Raw genomic sequence first — 14,096 nt, 5'->3', positions numbered from 1 at the left:
TGAAACTACAAGGTGACGCTGGCGCATGGGGGACATGCGCCAGCGTTTTTTGTTTAGGCAGCCTTGGCTTTGGGTGCGAAGCGACCGTAGAAGCTCTGGCCCTTTTCGGCCATCTCACGCAGCAGCGGCGGGCAGGCGAAGCGTTCGCCATATGCCTCGGTCAGTTGATCGCAACGCTCGGCCGCGTAAGGCGTGCCGATGATGTCCAGCCAGCTGAGCGGGCCACCCGACCAAGGCGCAAAGCCCCAGCCCAGAATGGCACCCACGTCGCCTTCGCGGATGTCTTCCAGCACACCTTCCTCCAGCGCGCGGACCGCTTCCAGAACCTGCGCGAACATCAGACGTTCCTGCACTTCGATCAGGTCTGGCTGGTCTTCGGCATGCGGGAATTTCTCCTGCAGACCTCTCCAATATTCGACACGCTTGCCTTTGTCGTCATAGTCGAAGAAGCCCGCATTGGCCTTGCGACCCAGACGCCCCTGTTCCTCCATCCAGAAGATCAGATCATCCGAGGGGCTTTCCGGGTAGGCATCACCCATCGCCGCCTTGGTTGCACGTGCGATCTTGGCACCCAGATCAATCGAGGTCTCGTCGGTCAGCTGGATCGGCCCCACCGGGAAGCCCAGCTGGCGCGCGGCGTTGTCGATCAGCACAGGGTTCACGCCCTCGGCGATCATCCGGACACCTTCGTTGATGTACGGGATGATGCAGCGGTTGGCGTAGAAGAAGCGCGCATCGTTGACCACGATCGGGGTTTTGCGGATCTGACGGACATAGTCCAGCGCCTTGGCAACCGCGCGATCACCGGTTTCCTTACCTTTGATGATTTCGACCAGGAACATCTTTTCGACCGGCGAGAAGAAGTGGATGCCGATGAACTGTTCGGGCCGCGCCGAGGCTTTGGCCAGATCGGTGATCGGCAGGGTCGAGGTGTTCGAGGCAAAGATGCAATCCTCGGGGATGATCGCCTCAACCTTCTTGGTCATCTCGGCCTTGACGCCCACATCTTCGAACACGGCTTCGATGATCAGGTCACAGCCTTTGAGGTTGTCCAGATCCGGAGTCGCTGTGATGCGGGCCAGCATGGCCTCTTTCTTTTCAGCCGTGACTTTGCCGCGCTTCATGCCCTTGTCCAGGTAGCTTTCGGTATAGGCCTTACCCTTGTCGGCCGCTTCCTGATCACGGTCGACCAAAACGACCTCCATCCCAGCCTGCGCCGAGACCAGCGCGATTCCGGCACCCATCATGCCTGCACCCAGAACGCCGACCTTCTGGACACGTTGATCGGGCACATCCTTGGGACGGACGGCACCTTTCTCCAGCGCTTCCTTGTTCAGGAACAGCGACCGGATCATCGCCGATGAGGACGGGTTCATCAGAACATTGGTAAACCAGCGCGCTTCGATTTTCAGAGCGGTGTCAAAGTCGACCAGCGCACCTTCGTAGATCGAGCTTAGCAGAGCCTTGGCCGCCGGGAAGGCGCCTTGGGTCTTGCCGTTCACCATCGCATTGGCGCCGACGAAGGTCATGAAACCGGCAGGGTGATAGGGCGCACCGCCAGGCATCTTGTAGCCCTTGGCGTCCCAAGGTTTGACCAGATCAGCGTCTTTGGCGTTCAGAACCCACTCTTTCGCCGCCGCAACCGGATCGTCCGACACAGCGTCAATCAGCTGCGCGCCCTTGGCTTTGGCCGGGTCCATCATTTTGCCTTCCAGCAGGACCGGGGCCGCTGCCATCGCGCCAACCATGCGGCTGAAACGCATAGTGCCGCCACCGCCGGGGAAGATGCCCAGCATGATCTCGGGCAGACCGATCTTGGCCTTCGGGTTGCTGGTCATGACGCGGTGGTGACAGGCCAGCGCGATCTCGGTCCCGATCCCGGCGCAGGTGCCGTTGATGGCACAGGCGATCGGCTTGCCGCCCTTCTTGGTCTTGGGGTCCATGCCCGCCAATTCCATCTTGCGCAGGATGTGGTGGCCGCCCATGACAAAGTCGAACAGCGCCTGCGCCGGTTCGTCTCCTGCCTCCTGACGGATGGTGGCCAGCGTGTTCAGGTCCATACCGCCAGCGAATGAGCCTTCTTTGCCCGAGGTGATGACGATGCCCTTGATCTCATCATCGTTCAGGGCCTGATCGATCAGTTGGCTGACCTCCTGAAAGGCCTCGCGGGTCAGGACGTTCATGGATTTGCCCTGGGCATCCCAGGTAACAAAGGCGACGCCGTCCGCGTCTTTGCTCAGAGTGAAATCAGTCATTGTCATCTCCAATCTGGTCAGCCGTCAGCGGGCTGCCATCCTTGCGGGTGAAGGCGAATCCGTTCTCGTCATCCTTCACCATCATGTCTATGTCGCTGTAATAGCCGGTCTCGGTCGGGGTCCGTGTGCCCACCACCAGAAAGGTCGCGGGCGCATCGGTTTTGTTCACAAGGTGATGGCCGTTCGCCTCACCTGCGGGCCAAGCGGCGCAGTCGCCGGGCAGCATCTCATGTTCGCCATCGTCGTCGATCAGCACGCATTTGCCGCTGAGCATGATGGCAAACTCGTCTTGCTCCATATGGTAATGACGCAGCGAAGACATGCCCTGCGGTTCCAGCCGCACGATATTGACCCCGTACTGGGTTAACCCGCCCGCATCACCCACACGCTGCACGAAACGACCAGCGGTCGCCTCGGCCAGCTTGCCGGGATAGGCCGAGCCGCCCTTGAACGGAATCTGAGAGAGGTCCAGCTTGGGCATCAGACCCGCTCGATAATTGTTGCTGCACCCATGCCGGACGCGATGCAGAGCGTGGCCAGACCGGTTTCCTTGTCCTGACGCTCAAGCTCATCCAACAGGGTGCCGATGATCATCGCGCCGGTCGCGCCCAGCGGGTGCCCCATCGCGATCGAGCCGCCGTTTACGTTCACCAGTGCCGGGTCGACATCAAATGCCTGCTGGAAGCGCAGCACGACCGAGGCGAAGGCTTCGTTCACTTCAAACAGGTCCAGATCGCTGATCTTCATGCCGTTGTCGGCGAGGATCTTTTCAGTTACCGGAACCGGACCAGTCAGCATGATGGTCGGGTCGGTGCCGATCTTGGCGGTTGCCTTGATGCGGGCGCGCGGCTTCAGGCCGTATTTCTCACCAAATTCCTTGTTGCCGATCAGAACAGCAGCCGCACCATCCACGATGCCCGAGCTGTTGCCCGCGTGGTGGATGTGGTTGATCCGCTCAAGATGCGGGTATTTCAGCATTGCCACCTTATCGAAGCCGGGCATCTGCTCGCCCATCATCGCGAAGGACGGGTTCAGCGACCCAAGGCTTTGCATGTCGGTGCCGGGGCGCATGTATTCGTCGCGGTCCAGAATGGTCAGGCCATTCTGATCCTTGATGGTGATGACCGATTTTTCGAACCGGTTGTCGTCCCATGCCTCTGCCGCGCGTCTCTGCGATTCAACCGCCAGCGCATCGGCGTCGTCACGGCTGAAGCCATACTCGGTGGCGATGATATCGGCCGAGATACCCTGCGGCACGAAATAGGTGTCCATCGCCAGCGTCGGATCAACGGCAATCGCGGCACCGTCACTGCCCATGGCCACACGGCCCATCATCTCGACACCGCCTGCGATGTAGGCTTCGCCAGCGCCGCCCTTGACCTGGTTTGCCGCTAGGTTCACGGCCTCCATACCCGAGGCGCAGAAACGGTTGATCGCCAGACCGGGGATCGACTGATCCAGATCCGAGGCCAGAACCGCCGAGCGCGCCAGACAGCCGCCTTGCTCCATCACCTGTGTGACGTTGCCCCAGATCACATCCTCAACGGCGTGACCTTCCAGATTGTTACGCTCTTTCATCGCGTTCAGGGTCAGGGCGGACAGGCGCACCGAGGTCACCTCGTGCAGGCTGCCATCCTTACGGCCCTTGCCGCGCGGGGTGCGCAGGGCGTCATAAATATAAGCTTCGGTCATGGGTCTTCTCCTTAAGCTCGATCCGACGGTTTGCCGGGCATCAGGTCATATGGGTGTTTCCAGCCGGGCTGTTCGGACAGGCGAGTCAGCCAGGCGTCGATATGAGGCCAGTCGGCGCGGTCAAAGCCGAATGGTTCAGGGTAATAAAGGTAGCCGCAGCAGCTGAGATCGGCGTTGGTCACGCCGTCGCCGACGATCCAGTCTCGCCCATCCAGGTGGGAGTTGAGGACCTCGTATGCTGCCTTGAGGCGCCCTTGGTTAAAGGCGATCACATCCGGGTTGCGGTGTTTTTCAGGCAGGAAGTTGATCAGAAAGCGGGTCAACCCCGCCATCGAGCTGAGCTTGTGGTTGTCCCACAGAACCCAGCGCAGAATGTCGCAATTCTCGTCCCGTGTCTTGCCGCCGAACTTGCCAGATTTCTCGGTGACGTAGGCCTGAATGGCACCGGACTGGGAGGTTTGAAAATCACCATCGATCAAGAAGGGCGCTTCGCCCATCACGTTGACTTCCGAGCGGAACTCAGGGCTGCGCGTAACACCATTGAAGAAATCGACGAAGACCGGCTCCCAATCCAGCCCGGACATTTCCAATGCCAGTGCGGCTTTGTACGAGTTCCCACTCTCGCCGAAACAGTGAAGTTTGATGGTCATACGTTCGCCCCTCCCGTGGCGCATGGTGCCGTGCTGCAATTCGCGTATTTCGAGAAAGGTGAACCTTTGGCTGCGATCTGCAGTTCATCTTTCTGAAAACACGCACGCCCAAAGCGTGTGTGAATGAACCCGTCAGCGTTTGCGGGCCTCAAGCTCGGAATTGAATTCGCGCAGTCGGCGCGTCAGCTTTCCCTCATCTGTGACGCTGTTGAAGTTCTCGAACAAAAAAGACAGCGCTTCACCTTCGTCCAACCCGGCCTCACGGGCAAAAGCCCTGAGCTTGCGGTAGCCATCCTCTGTCATGGCGACAGGAAAGCGTCGGGTCAGGCGAAAACGTTTTGGCATAGTGTCTCCTCCGAAAACCGGCTCCGGGGCAGAACCCCGGAACCGGAGATTGATCAGAAGTTCGCGGCCTCCAGCGCCATGACCGTATCCGCGCCGGTCTGGATACGCGACAGATGCAGCGCCGTGGCGGGCAGGCGGCGGGCCATGTAGAAGCGACCGGTGTTGATCTTGGTCTCGTAGAACTCTTTGTCCGAGGCCCCACCGTCCAGCGCGTCTTGCGCGGCCTTGGCCATCTGCGCCCACATCAGGCCCAGGCAGACATGGCCGAACATGTGCATGAAGTCATAGGAACCGGACAGGGCGTTGTTCGGGTTCTTCATGCCTTCCTGCATGAAATACATGCCAGCAGCCTGCAGGTCTTTCGACGCGGCTTTCAGCGGTTCGATGAAGGCCTTGTCATAAGCTTCGTCCTTGCCGCTGTTTTCCTTGCAGAAGGTTTTGACCATGTCGAAGAAGGCCATAACGTGCTTGCCGCCATCCTGCGCCAGCTTGCGGCCGACAAGGTCCAGCGCCTGAACGCCGTTCGCACCTTCGTAGATCATCGCGATGCGGGCGTCGCGGGTGTATTGCGACATGCCCCATTCCTCGATGTATCCGTGGCCGCCATAGACCTGCTGCGCCTGAACGGTCATGTCATAGCCCTGATCGGTCAAGAAGCCCTTGATGACCGGGGTCAGCAGCGAGATCAGCCCGTCCGCGTCCTTGTCGCCCGAGCGGTGCGCTTTGTCGATCATGGTTGCGCCCCACAGGATGAACGCGCGCGCGCCTTCGGTGAAGCTTTTCTGATCCATCAGATTACGGCGAATATCCGGATGCACGATCAGCGGATCGGCGGGGCCGTCCGGGTTCTTCACGCCGGTGACGTCGCGGCCCTGCAGGCGGTCCTTGGCATATTCCAAGGCGTTCTGGAACGCGGCCTCGGCCTGCGACAGGCCCTGCATGCCCACGCCCAGACGCGCTTCGTTCATCATGGTGAACATGGCGCGCATGCCTTTGTGCTCTTCGCCCAACAACCAGCCGGTGGCTTCGTCATAGTTCATGACGCAGGTCGAGTTGCCGTGGATGCCCATCTTCTCTTCGATCTTGCCGACCGACACGCCGTTGCGCTCACCCAGGCTACCGTCTTCGTTGACGATGAACTTGGGCACGATGAACAGCGACACGCCCTTGATGCCCTCGGGACCGCCGGGGATCTTGGCGAGCACCAGGTGGATGATGTTGTCGGCCATGTCGTGATCGCCGGACGAGATAAAGATCTTTTGACCGGAAATTTTGTAGCTGCCGTCGCCTTGCGGTTCTGCCTTGGTGCGCATCAGGCCCAGATCGGTGCCGCAATGCGGCTCGGTCAGGTTCATGGTGCCGGTCCATTCGCAGCTGACCATGTTAGGCAGATAGGTGTTCTTTTGCTCTTCGGTGCCGTGCGCCAGAATGGCCGAGGCTGCGCCGTGGGTCAGACCCTGATACATGACAAACGCCTGGTTCGCGCCCGAGAACATCTCGCCCACGGCGGTACCGATCACATAGGGCATGTTCTGACCGCCATACTCTTCCGGCATGTCGAGGCCAGTCCAGCCGCCTTCCTTCATCTGCTCGAAGGCGTCCTTGAACCCGGTAGGGGTGTAGACGATACCATTTTCCAAACGGCATCCTTCGGTGTCGCCGACTACGTTCAGCGGATGCAGAACGTTGGTGGCAACCTTGCCGGCTTCTTCCAGAACCGCGCCGGTAAATTCGGCCTCCAGCTCGCTATAGCCTGGAATATCGGATTCCGAGACTTTCAGCACATCGTGCAGGATGAACTGAGTGTCTTTGGTTGGCGCGTTGTAGACGGGCATTTGAAGCTCCCTTAAATTCAGATGTCCGGGGATTGAGCCGCTGGAGTTAGCCGGCGGCTTTTTTCTCGTGGTTAATCGAGGCGATGACTTTTTCGCCCCAGCGCAACTGCTCTTTCAGATCGTCAATGGCTTGGGTCAGCTCTTCGCGGCGGGCTTCCATATCCGCCAGACGTTCCCGTGCGATTTCAATCGTGCGGATCATCTGGGTCTTTTGTTGGTCACCCACATGGTACAGGTCCAGCAGCTGCCGGATCTCTTCCAGGCTGAAGCCGAAACGCTTACCGCGCAGGATCAGTTTCAGGCGCGCCCGGTCCCGTTTGGTGAACAGGCGTTTCTGGCCCTCGCGGATCGGAAACAAAAGTTCCTTTGCCTCGTAAAAACGCAAGGTGCGCGGCGTGACCTCGTAGGTCTCGCACATTTCACGGATGGTCATCAGGTCTTCGGTCATGGTTTCAGCACTCTCGTCACTGGCGTCTATGAAAGTCAGGTGCGCAGTCGATGCGCACGTTACAACACGTAGATGACGTTCACGTAATGCAAACGCTACGTCACATTGAAAGTTGACGTAGCATCCTTTCGCGTCAAGGTACCTGATGCCCGGGTTTTGAGAATTGACGTAACGGAATTTCAGCCATGAGAGGGCGCCGGGCATCCGATGCTGAAACATACCCCGAGGGCCCAAGGCTGCATTGCCCGGGCTTCAGAGAGCTTAGAATGAAGAAAGGAGAGGGTTTAACGCAGGGACTTGGCGGTCTGGTCACGCAGGCGCTGAAGCTCGTCCATCGCCTCATCCAGTTGTTGCCGTTGCTTCTGCAGTTCCGGCATCTGCCGGTCAGCCAGTTTTATGAACTCGGCCATCTGCGCCTGATTGCCCTGATCTTCATAGATCAACAGCCACTGGCGAATCTCTTCCAGCGAGAATCCAAACAGCCGTCCGCGCATGATCAGCTTCATTCGCGCGCATTCACGGGGGCCATAATACCGGCTGCGGCCTTCGCGTTCCGGCTGCAACAGCTCGATATACTCGTAGTAACGCAAGGTGCGCTTGGTTACGTCGAACTCTTCGCACATCTCGTTTAATGACAAACGGTTGTCGGTCATTTTCGATCTCCTTGGCCGCAAACTAGGCCGTCGTGACGGCAAGCGCAACAGGCGGTCTTGCTCTTTTGCAAGGCACAGGCTCATAAAGAAGGAAATCAAGGGGGGCACACGAAATGGTCGATAAAGTAGAAATTGCGCGCCGGTTCATCGAGGCGATCCCGCACGCCAAGGCGTTGGGGCTCAAGCTGACCACAATCAGCGATGGTGAGGCCGCGATCTCTATGCCGTACAACGCTGATCTGGTCGGAGACCCCAGAACCGGCGTCATCCATGGCGGCGCCGTGTTTGCTGCGTTGGACACCTGCTGCGGTGCCGCCGTGATGTGCCACCCTTCGGCTCCCGGGGGAACTGCCACGATTGATTTGAGGATCGATTATATGCGCGCCGCAACACCTGGGCAGAGCATCACCGCTCATGCCACCTGCTATCACATCACCCGCAACGTCGCCTTTGTCCGGGCCACGGCGATGGACGAGAATCAGGATCTGCCGGTAGCAACTGCCGCGGGCTCCTTTACGGTGGAGGGTCTGTGATGGCGCGTCCCCGTCCCGAACCAATGCAGGTGGTCAAGCAACGCCGCGACGCGGCGCTGAACGCAATTGTCGAAGGGGTGCCGTATATTCGGTTCCTAAATATCACATTCGACCGGCGTGGCGATGAATTGACCGGAGTGCTTAACTTCGATGACAAGCTGATCGGCAACCCCATGCTGCCCGCGCTTCATGGCGGGGTCACGGCGGCGTTCCTTGAGGTCACCGCCGTCATCACGCTGAGTTGGGAGTATTTCTTTCCCATGATCGAAAGCGGTGAGATCGAAGCGGAAGAGCTGTTCAAGGCTGACTCGGTGCGCTTTCCCAAGACCGTCGATTTCACAGTGGATTACCTGCGTTCAGGCCTGCCGCGCGATGCCTATGCCCGCGCTTTTGTCAGCCGTTCGGGTCGGCGCTATGCGTCAGTTCGGGTCGAGGCATGGCAGGACAATCACGCGCGTCCGATAGCACAAGCAACCGGGCATTTCCTGATGCCGCAGTCCAAACCCAAAGCGGGGTAACTTATCGTGCAGGCCGCCTCGGCACCTCTCACCCATAAACGGGTGCTGAAGATCGCGTTTCCGATCGTGCTGTCCAATGCCACGGTGCCTATTCTGGGGGCTGTGGATACCGGAGTGGTCGGGCAGATGGGGCAGGCAGCCCCCATCGGTGCCGTGGGCATGGGTGCGGTTATTCTGGCGACGATCTATTGGATCTTTGGCTTCCTGCGCATGGGGACCACCGGGCTGGCAGCGCAGGCGCGCGGGGCTGGGGACACTGCCGAAACCGGTGCTTTGCTGATGCGCGGTTTGCTGCTGGGCGGCGCGGCTGGGCTGTTCTTTATCCTGACTCAAATCTGGGTGTTCTGGGGCGCGTTTGCCCTGTCACCCGCCAGCCCCGAGGTCGAGGCGCTGACGCGGGATTACCTGCAAATCCGTATCTGGGGCGCACCAGCGACGATTGCCCTTTACGCGGTGACAGGTTGGCTGATCGCGGTCGAGCGGACACGCGGCGTGTTCCTGTTGCAGGTCTGGATGAACGGGCTGAACATCCTGTTGGACCTTTGGTTCGTGCTTGGGCTTGGCTGGGGCGTCGAAGGTGTCGCCATTGCCACGCTGATCGCCGAATGGACCGGTCTGGCGCTGGGTTTGTGGCTGTGCCACGACGCGTTTGGCGGAAACCAGTGGCGCGACTGGCCGCGCATTTTCGATGCGGCCCGGCTGCGGCGGATGATGCAGGTGAACACGGATATCATGATCCGTTCGGTCCTGCTGACCGGGGCGTTCACCACCTTTCTGTTTGTCGGCTCCGATCTGGGCGATGTGAACCTTGCGGCCAATCAGGTGCTGTTGCAATTCCTTGAGATTACCGCCTTTGCGCTGGACGGCTTTGCCTTCTCTGCCGAGGCTCTAGTCGGCAGTGCCGTGGGTGCGCGTGACCGGTATCAGGTCCGTCGCGCGTCTATCATGGCGTCGCAATGGGGCGTGGGCGGCGCCTTTGCGCTGGGCGCTCTGTTCTATCTGGCCGGACCGGCCCTGATCGACCTGATGACCACCTCGCCCGAAGTTCGGCTGGCCGCGCGGGACTACCTGATCTGGGCGGCTCTGGCCCCCGCTATCGGAGTGGCGAGCTGGATGTTCGATGGCATCTATATCGGGGCCACATGGACCCGCGCCATGCGCAACGCGATGATCCAGTCGGTCGCGATCTATATCGTCGCGCTGTTCATTCTGGTGCCGACGCTGGGCAATCACGGGCTGTGGGCCGCGCTGATGGTTCTGAACATCGCGCGCGGTATCACGCTGGGCTGGCGTTACCCCCGGCTTGAGGCGCAGGTGGCTTAAAGCAGCGCCAGCAGGTTCTCGGGCGGACGTCCAATGGCGGCTTTGTCACCAGAAATGGCCAGAGGGCGCTCGATCAGGATCGGGTTCTCGGTCATGGCAGTGATCAGGTCATCTGCGGGCGTGTTCTTGGTCAGGCCCAGTTCCTTGAACCGTTTCTCACCTGTCCGCATCAGGTCGATGGCGTTGATACCCAACCGACCCAGCACCGCGCGGATTTCATCTGCCGAGGGCGCATCCTCAAGGTATTTGCGCACTTCGACCTGCGCGCCATTCTCTTCCAACAGCGCCAGCCCAGTGCGGGACTTCGAACAGCGCGGGTTGTGCCAATATGCGATCACAGCCAATCCTCTCGTTTGCTTCCAACGGCTTGCGCGACAGAGTTGAACCCGTCCCGCATCAGCAATTCATCTAAGCCCTGTGCAATCTCAGCAGCCAGAGATATCCCGCCATAAACCAGCGCCGTATAAAACTGCACGGCAGACGCCCCGGCGCAGATCTTGGCATAGGCTTGTTCCGCATTGCTGATGCCACCCACACCGATCAACGGGATTTTCCCCTCGGTCAGGTTACTGAGACGGGCCAGAACGCGGGTCGATTTCTCGAACAGCGGGGCGCCGGACAACCCGCCGGTTTCGCCCTTGTAGGCGCTACGCAAACCGTCGCGCGACAGAGTGGTGTTGGTGGCAATCACCGCGTCCACGCCGGTTTCCGAGGCGACTTCGGCAATGTCCTGCAATTCTGCCTCGGTCAGATCAGGCGCGATCTTCAGGAAAATCGGGATCGGACGCGGCAGCGTGTTGCGCGTCTCAATCACGCCACCCAGCAGCGCGCCAAGCGCCGCCTTGCCTTGTAAGTCCCGCAGCTTTTCAGTGTTGGGGGACGAGACGTTGACCGTGGCGAAATCCAGATGTGCGGCGCAATGGGCCAAAACTTTGGCAAAATCGCCGGGCCGATCGTCACTGTCCTTGTTCGCGCCAAGGTTCAGGCCGATCACCGCGTCTTTGGGGCGGTTGGCCAGACGGTCTGCCATCACCTCCATGCCCTCGTTGTTGAAGCCAAAGCGGTTGATGGCGGCCTTGTCCTCGGACAAGCGGAACAGGCGGGGCTTGGGGTTGCCGGGCTGCGGTCGCGGAGTGACGGCGCCGACTTCGATAAAGCCGAACCCGGTACGGGACAGAGGCGTCAGAACCTCTCCGTTCTTGTCGAAGCCAGCGGCAAGACCGACCGGATTGGGCAGGTTCAGACCGGCCACCTGGGTCTTCAGCCGGGGCGACGTCACCGGTCCGGGCATCGGGGCCAGTCCGGCCTTCAGCGCCTTGATCGACATGCCATGGGCGGCTTCGGGGTCCATCTTATGCAGGACGGCAAGCCCCAGTTTCTCGGTCAGTTTCATCCGAAAGCCTCTCCGCTTTGGGTGGGTGCACAGCGGATCAGGCGCGAGGTTTCAACCGCCGCCTGCCGGTGGATGACAGCCGCCCGGTAAACCGGGTCTGTCACCATCTCAAGGAACGCATGCGCTGTTGGATAGCGGGCGATGAACACCTCATCCCAGGCTTCATGCTGCGGACCGATCAGAGTGGTCTGATACGCGCCGCGCCACAGGATCGACGCCCCAAGCCGTTCGATGATCGGAGCGGTTTCCGCGCCATAATTGCGATAAGCCTGCGCACCGGTCAGCCCGGCCTCGGCCAGTTCGTGTCCCGCCGGGTATTCAGCTTTGGCGCGGAACTTCACCAGATTCAGCATCTCGATCGGGTGGTTGCGGTCCAGCGCCTTGAACGCCTCGAATTGGGCACGGACGGGGTCGATGAATACGGTCATATCATCTCTGCCGGGAACTGGTGCGCTTGCCCATCAAAGGGTAGGGGGCGGGACCATACAACATCGGTCATGCGAATCTGGCGGTAGAGATGCGGGAACAGGGCGCCGCCACGCGACACTTCCCATTTCAGATCGTCGCCCATTACATGCGCGTCGCAGGCCAGCAGGGTCAACCCCTCAACCCCGGCAAAATGTTTGGCTGCGGTCTCGGCGGCCTGTTCGGCGGTCGAGAAATGGACAAATCCGTCCGACACATCAATCGGCGCGCCGTCCGAGGCACCGTGATCCTGCAACGTGGCCCATTCGTCGGCCCGGAAAATCTTGTAAATCAGCATGAGGTGGTGATGCCCCGCGTGACGGGCAGAATCAAGCCGGATTTCCCCCTTTGACTCTTCCTGCCGCTGAGCGCACCATCGCGCCAATCAAATACAGGGAGTATTAATATGTTCACCCGTTTTCTGGCGTCAGTAGCCGTTTTAGGCCTGACCGCAGGCATGGCCGCGGCGGAATACAAGCTGACGATTCTGCACACTAACGATTTCCACGCGCGCTTTGAGCCGATCAACAAATATGACAGCGGATGCGATGCGGAAGACAACGCAGAAGGCAAGTGTTTCGGCGGTTCTGCCCGTTTGGTTACCGCCGTGAACGAGGCGCGGGGGCGGGTCGAAAACTCGATCCTCGTCGATGGTGGGGACCAGTTTCAGGGCTCGTTGTTCTACACCTACTACAAGGGCAAGGTCGCGGCCGAGTTCATGAACAAGCTGGGCTATGACGCGATGACCGTGGGCAACCACGAATTCGATGACGGCCCAGAAGTGCTGCGCGGGTTCATCGACTCGGTGGGTTTCCCGGTGTTGATGTCGAATGCGGATATCCGTGACGAAGAACTGCTGACCGACAAGATCAAGAAATCGACGGTCATCGAGGTGGGCGGAGAACAGATCGGACTGATCGGTCTGACCCCGGAAGACACTCATGATCTTGCCTCGCCCGGGCCCAACATCACCTTCTCGGATCCGGTTCCGGCGGTGCAGGCCGAGGTCGACAAACTGACCGGTGAGGGGGTGAACAAGATTATCGTGCTCAGCCACTCGGGCTATGGTGTCGATCAACGCGTGGCGCAGGAAACCACCGGCGTGGATGTCATCGTGGGTGGCCATTCGAACACGTACCTTTCGAACGTGTCCGACAAGGCAGCGGGCCCGTATCCGACCGTCGTGAATGGCGTGCAGATCGTGCAGGCCTATGCCTATGGCAAGTTCCTGGGTGAGTTGAACGTGACCTTCGATGATGACGGCAACGTGGTCGAGGCCGTGGGCGAGCCGCTGATCATGGACAACACCGTGACCGAGGATCAGGCCGCGCTGGACCGCATCGCAGAATTGGCCGTGCCGCTGGACGAAATCCGCAACAAGGTTGTGGCGAATGCCGCAGATTCGATCGAAGGCGACCGCGCTGTATGCCGCGTGCAGGAATGCGCGATGGGCAATCTGGTCGCCGACGCCATGCTGGCGCGGGTTGCCGATCAGGGCGCGCAGATCGCGATTGCCAACTCGGGCGGGTTGCGGGCCTCGATCGATCCGGGTGAGGTGACTATGGGCGAGGTGCTGACCGTGCTGCCCTTCCAGAACACGCTTTCGACCTTTGAGATCAGTGGTCAGACCGTCATCGACGCGCTTGAAAACGGTGTCAGCCAGGTCGAAGAGGTCAAGGGTCGCTTCCCGCAGGTCGCAGGTCTGACCTTCACTTGGGACCCGTCGGTTGCACCGAACGAAGGCCGCATCACCGAGGTGATGGTTGCCGAAGGCGACGGGTTTGTGCCCATCGATCCCGCCGCGACTTATCTGGTAGTCACCAACAACTATGTTCGCAACGGTGGTGATGGCTATTCCATGTTCGAAGGCGACGATAAGAACGCCTACGACTATGGGCCTGATCTGGCCGATGTGACGGCGGAATACCTGGCTGAAAATGCGCCGTATCAGCCCTATCTGGACGGTCGCATCAAGCAGAAATAACC

16 protein-coding genes are annotated in these 14,096 nt (G+C 60.0%); 4 read left to right on the top strand and 12 right to left on the bottom strand.

Annotation, left to right across the window (positions count from 1 at the left end; genetic code table 11):
- Positions 1 to 53 precede the first annotated feature (53 nt).
- The 8 genes from GOX63_RS05540 to GOX63_RS05505 all read right to left on the bottom strand — a co-directional run bounded on the left by GOX63_RS05540 (position 54) and on the right by GOX63_RS05505 (position 7,878).
- Positions 54 to 2,255 (bottom strand): 3-hydroxyacyl-CoA dehydrogenase NAD-binding domain-containing protein, encoded by a 2,202-nt coding sequence (locus GOX63_RS05540; RefSeq protein ID WP_170325481.1) that lies wholly within the window; start codon positions 2,253 to 2,255, stop codon positions 54 to 56.
- Positions 2,248 to 2,736 (bottom strand): cupin domain-containing protein, encoded by a 489-nt coding sequence (locus GOX63_RS05535; protein ID WP_170325480.1) that lies wholly within the window; start codon positions 2,734 to 2,736, stop codon positions 2,248 to 2,250. The genes GOX63_RS05540 and GOX63_RS05535 overlap by 8 nt, the downstream gene beginning before the upstream one ends.
- Positions 2,736 to 3,947 (bottom strand): acetyl-CoA C-acetyltransferase, encoded by a 1,212-nt coding sequence (locus tag GOX63_RS05530; RefSeq protein ID WP_170325479.1) that lies wholly within the window; start codon positions 3,945 to 3,947, stop codon positions 2,736 to 2,738. Before GOX63_RS05530 ends, GOX63_RS05535 begins: the two co-directional genes overlap by 1 nt.
- Before the next feature lie 11 nt (positions 3,948 to 3,958).
- Positions 3,959 to 4,597 carry a glutathione S-transferase family protein gene (locus tag GOX63_RS05525; RefSeq protein ID WP_170325478.1) on the bottom strand — a complete coding sequence of 213 codons (639 nt, stop codon included), beginning with the start codon at positions 4,595 to 4,597 and terminating at the stop codon, positions 3,959 to 3,961.
- 132 nt (positions 4,598 to 4,729) lie between these two features.
- Positions 4,730 to 4,942: a hypothetical protein gene (locus GOX63_RS05520; protein WP_170325477.1), complete on the bottom strand. Its 213-nt coding sequence runs from the start codon at positions 4,940 to 4,942 to the stop codon at positions 4,730 to 4,732.
- A 53-nt stretch (positions 4,943 to 4,995) separates the two neighbouring features.
- Complete coding sequence (locus GOX63_RS05515) at positions 4,996 to 6,777, bottom strand: acyl-CoA dehydrogenase C-terminal domain-containing protein (RefSeq protein ID WP_170325476.1); 1,782 nt, start codon at positions 6,775 to 6,777, stop codon at positions 4,996 to 4,998.
- A gap of 46 nt (positions 6,778 to 6,823) precedes the next feature.
- On the bottom strand, positions 6,824 to 7,225 hold the full coding sequence (locus GOX63_RS05510; RefSeq protein ID WP_170325475.1) for a MerR family transcriptional regulator: 402 nt from the start codon (positions 7,223 to 7,225) through the stop codon (positions 6,824 to 6,826).
- Between the two features lie 284 nt (positions 7,226 to 7,509).
- Positions 7,510 to 7,878, bottom strand: coding sequence for a MerR family transcriptional regulator (locus tag GOX63_RS05505; RefSeq protein ID WP_170329415.1), 369 nt, complete (start codon positions 7,876 to 7,878; stop codon positions 7,510 to 7,512).
- 113 nt (positions 7,879 to 7,991) lie between these two features.
- Here GOX63_RS05505 and GOX63_RS05500 point away from each other — a divergent pair, with 113 nt between their 5' ends.
- Genes GOX63_RS05500 through GOX63_RS05490 form a run of 3 tightly spaced genes read left to right on the top strand, consistent with a single transcriptional unit; the run spans position 7,992 to position 10,252 of the window.
- Positions 7,992 to 8,411, top strand: coding sequence for a PaaI family thioesterase (locus GOX63_RS05500; RefSeq protein WP_170325473.1), 420 nt, complete (start codon positions 7,992 to 7,994; stop codon positions 8,409 to 8,411).
- Positions 8,411 to 8,929 (top strand): PaaI family thioesterase, encoded by a 519-nt coding sequence (locus GOX63_RS05495; protein WP_170325472.1) that lies wholly within the window; start codon positions 8,411 to 8,413, stop codon positions 8,927 to 8,929. Before GOX63_RS05500 ends, GOX63_RS05495 begins: the two co-directional genes overlap by 1 nt.
- 6 nt (positions 8,930 to 8,935) lie before the next feature.
- A complete protein-coding gene (locus GOX63_RS05490) occupies positions 8,936 to 10,252 on the top strand; it encodes an MATE family efflux transporter (protein WP_170325471.1) in 1,317 nt (438 codons plus the stop codon).
- On the opposite strand, the gene arsC is transcribed toward GOX63_RS05490, so the two are convergent.
- Genes arsC through GOX63_RS05470 form a run of 4 tightly spaced genes read right to left on the bottom strand, consistent with a single transcriptional unit; the run spans position 10,249 to position 12,408 of the window.
- Positions 10,249 to 10,590 (bottom strand): arsenate reductase (glutaredoxin), encoded by a 342-nt coding sequence (gene arsC / locus GOX63_RS05485; RefSeq protein ID WP_170325470.1) that lies wholly within the window; start codon positions 10,588 to 10,590, stop codon positions 10,249 to 10,251. The genes GOX63_RS05490 and arsC overlap by 4 nt on opposite strands.
- Positions 10,587 to 11,645, bottom strand: a complete 1,059-nt coding sequence (locus GOX63_RS05480; RefSeq protein ID WP_170325469.1) for a quinone-dependent dihydroorotate dehydrogenase — start codon at positions 11,643 to 11,645, stop codon at positions 10,587 to 10,589. Before GOX63_RS05480 ends, arsC begins: the two co-directional genes overlap by 4 nt.
- The gene (locus GOX63_RS05475; RefSeq protein WP_170325468.1) at positions 11,642 to 12,073 is read right to left on the bottom strand and encodes a DUF1330 domain-containing protein; all 432 of its coding nucleotides are present in this window, start codon (positions 12,071 to 12,073) and stop codon (positions 11,642 to 11,644) included. The genes GOX63_RS05480 and GOX63_RS05475 overlap by 4 nt, the downstream gene beginning before the upstream one ends.
- Positions 12,070 to 12,408, bottom strand: coding sequence for a DUF952 domain-containing protein (locus GOX63_RS05470; protein ID WP_170325467.1), 339 nt, complete (start codon positions 12,406 to 12,408; stop codon positions 12,070 to 12,072). The genes GOX63_RS05475 and GOX63_RS05470 overlap by 4 nt, the downstream gene beginning before the upstream one ends.
- Positions 12,409 to 12,516: 108 nt before the next feature.
- Between GOX63_RS05470 and GOX63_RS05465 the strand changes: the two genes are divergently transcribed.
- Entirely contained in the window at positions 12,517 to 14,094 is a 1,578-nt protein-coding gene (locus GOX63_RS05465) for a bifunctional metallophosphatase/5'-nucleotidase (RefSeq protein ID WP_170325466.1), read from the top strand.
- Positions 14,095 to 14,096 lie beyond the last annotated feature (2 nt).

Source organism: Ruegeria arenilitoris (assembly GCF_013031355.1).
In the GTDB taxonomy this organism is placed as follows: domain Bacteria; phylum Pseudomonadota; class Alphaproteobacteria; order Rhodobacterales; family Rhodobacteraceae; genus Ruegeria; species Ruegeria arenilitoris_C.
This window is presented reverse-complemented; position numbering and strand designations above follow the sequence as displayed.

Coding starts and splice junctions, on each gene's coding strand:
- GOX63_RS05510 (WP_170325475.1), bottom strand. CDS start 7,225: ATGACCGAAGACCTGATGACCATCCGTGAAATGTGCGAGACCTACGAG.
- GOX63_RS05535 (WP_170325480.1), bottom strand. CDS start 2,736: ATGCCCAAGCTGGACCTCTCTCAGATTCCGTTCAAGGGCGGCTCGGCC.
- GOX63_RS05530 (WP_170325479.1), bottom strand. CDS start 3,947: ATGACCGAAGCTTATATTTATGACGCCCTGCGCACCCCGCGCGGCAAG.
- GOX63_RS05470 (WP_170325467.1), bottom strand. CDS start 12,408: ATGCTGATTTACAAGATTTTCCGGGCCGACGAATGGGCCACGTTGCAG.
- GOX63_RS05525 (WP_170325478.1), bottom strand. CDS start 4,597: ATGACCATCAAACTTCACTGTTTCGGCGAGAGTGGGAACTCGTACAAA.
- GOX63_RS05475 (WP_170325468.1), bottom strand. CDS start 12,073: ATGACCGTATTCATCGACCCCGTCCGTGCCCAATTCGAGGCGTTCAAG.
- GOX63_RS05495 (WP_170325472.1), top strand. CDS start 8,411: ATGGCGCGTCCCCGTCCCGAACCAATGCAGGTGGTCAAGCAACGCCGC.
- GOX63_RS05480 (WP_170325469.1), bottom strand. CDS start 11,645: ATGAAACTGACCGAGAAACTGGGGCTTGCCGTCCTGCATAAGATGGAC.
- GOX63_RS05540 (WP_170325481.1), bottom strand. CDS start 2,255: ATGACTGATTTCACTCTGAGCAAAGACGCGGACGGCGTCGCCTTTGTT.
- GOX63_RS05520 (WP_170325477.1), bottom strand. CDS start 4,942: ATGCCAAAACGTTTTCGCCTGACCCGACGCTTTCCTGTCGCCATGACA.
- GOX63_RS05515 (WP_170325476.1), bottom strand. CDS start 6,777: ATGCCCGTCTACAACGCGCCAACCAAAGACACTCAGTTCATCCTGCAC.
- GOX63_RS05500 (WP_170325473.1), top strand. CDS start 7,992: ATGGTCGATAAAGTAGAAATTGCGCGCCGGTTCATCGAGGCGATCCCG.
- GOX63_RS05505 (WP_170329415.1), bottom strand. CDS start 7,878: ATGACCGACAACCGTTTGTCATTAAACGAGATGTGCGAAGAGTTCGAC.
- GOX63_RS05465 (WP_170325466.1), top strand. CDS start 12,517: ATGTTCACCCGTTTTCTGGCGTCAGTAGCCGTTTTAGGCCTGACCGCA.